This is a genomic window from Bordetella petrii (assembly GCF_020991325.1).
Taxonomy (GTDB): domain Bacteria; phylum Pseudomonadota; class Gammaproteobacteria; order Burkholderiales; family Burkholderiaceae_B; genus Bordetella_A; species Bordetella_A petrii_E.
Genome location: NZ_JAJMLX010000484.1, coordinates 1 through 1413, shown reverse-complemented (window position 1 = coordinate 1413; position 1413 = coordinate 1). Strand labels below are relative to the sequence as shown.

Below are 1413 nucleotides of genomic sequence, written 5' to 3'. Positions count from 1 at the left end.
CGCGCCCGGCGGCCGGCCGGCGTGGACAGATCCAGCCCGGCGATGCGCTGGCGATACCATTCGCGGGTGCCGGCCAGCCTGCCCGCCGACGAAGAACACCCACTGGGCATGGCGCTGGCGCAATTGCACGGCATCTACATCCTGGCCCAGAACCGGCGCGGGTTGGTGCTGGTGGACATGCACGCCGCCCATGAGCGCGTGGTGTACGAACAGCTAAAGCGCGCCCTGGACGCGCGCGAGTTGCCGCGCCAAGACCTGCTGGTGCCAGTGGTGTTCCACGCCCAGGAAAAAGACGTGGCCCTGGCCGAAGAACACGGCGAACAGTTGTCCGAGCTGGGCTTCGAACTGCGCCCCGCCGGCCCGAATTCCATCGCGGTGCGGTCCGTGCCGGCCCTGCTGGTGCGAGGCGACATCGAGACCATGGCGCGCGCCGTGCTGCGCGACCTGGCATCGGTGGGCGTGTCGCGCCTGCTCACCGAGCAGCGCAACGAATTGCTGTCCACCATGGCCTGCCATGGCTCGGTGCGCGCCAACCGGCGCCTGAACATCGAGGAAATGAACGCCCTGCTGCGCCAGATGGAAATCACCGAGCGCGCCGACCAGTGCAACCATGGCCGTCCCACCTGGGTGCAGTGGTCCGTTTCCGACCTGGACAAGTTGTTCCTGCGCGGCCAATAGCCCCATGCACGCCTTGCCACGCGGCTGCGCCGCCTTGCCCGCATGAGGCCATCCGCCCCCATCGTCTGCCTGGCCGGCCCCACCGCGGCCGGCAAAAGTGCAGCCACCCTGGCGCTGGCGCAGCGCTGGCCGCTGGAAGTGGTCAACGTCGATTCGGCCACGATCTACCGGGGCATGGACATCGGCACCGCCAAGCCCTCGCCCGCCGAGCAGGCGCGCGTACCACAGCATTTGCTGGATATCCGCGATCCGGCGCAATCCTATTCCGCCGCCGAGTTCCGTGCCGACACCCTGCGCCTGATCGACGAAATCCGCGCGCGCGGCCGCCTGCCGCTGCTGGCGGGCGGCACCATGATGTACTACAAGGCGCTGCGCGACGGCCTGGACGACCTGCCGCAGGCCGACCCGGCGCTGCGCGCCGAGCTGGAAGCTTCCCGGCGTGAACTGGACCAGCGGGAGAGCGGGAGCAGTGAAGAACACCAAGCAACCACACCACAACCTGGGAGCAGGGAATCATGAGAACGCACACCACCACGCACGAGTCCCTGCCGGCCCCAACAGCGCCAGCGCACACTCCGCCATCGCAAATCCCGCCGGCCGGGCGTGGGCTCATCGATGACGCCACCCGGCAGGCCATCAGCGGCCGGCTGGAACTTCTGGCCATCCAGGCCCAGCGGCGCAGCGCCGCCTACTCGGAGCAGACCGCGCTGCTCTGGTCCCGAATCGGCGCACGCC

The 1413-nt window shown here is 69.2% G+C and carries 1 protein-coding gene and 2 pseudogenes; all 3 read left to right on the top strand.

What is annotated here, in order from left to right:
- Window positions 1-678 (top strand): annotated as a pseudogene (gene mutL / locus LPZ50_RS24820) (DNA mismatch repair protein MutL); the annotation flags it as partial.
- A 42-nt stretch (window positions 679-720) separates the two neighbouring features.
- Window positions 721-1125: pseudogene (locus LPZ50_RS24815) on the top strand (tRNA (adenosine(37)-N6)-dimethylallyltransferase); the annotation flags it as partial.
- Between the two features lie 68 nt (window positions 1126-1193).
- Window positions 1194-1413 (top strand): hypothetical protein (locus tag LPZ50_RS24810; RefSeq protein ID WP_230665488.1); only part of this gene is annotated, 220 nt, incomplete at its 3' end.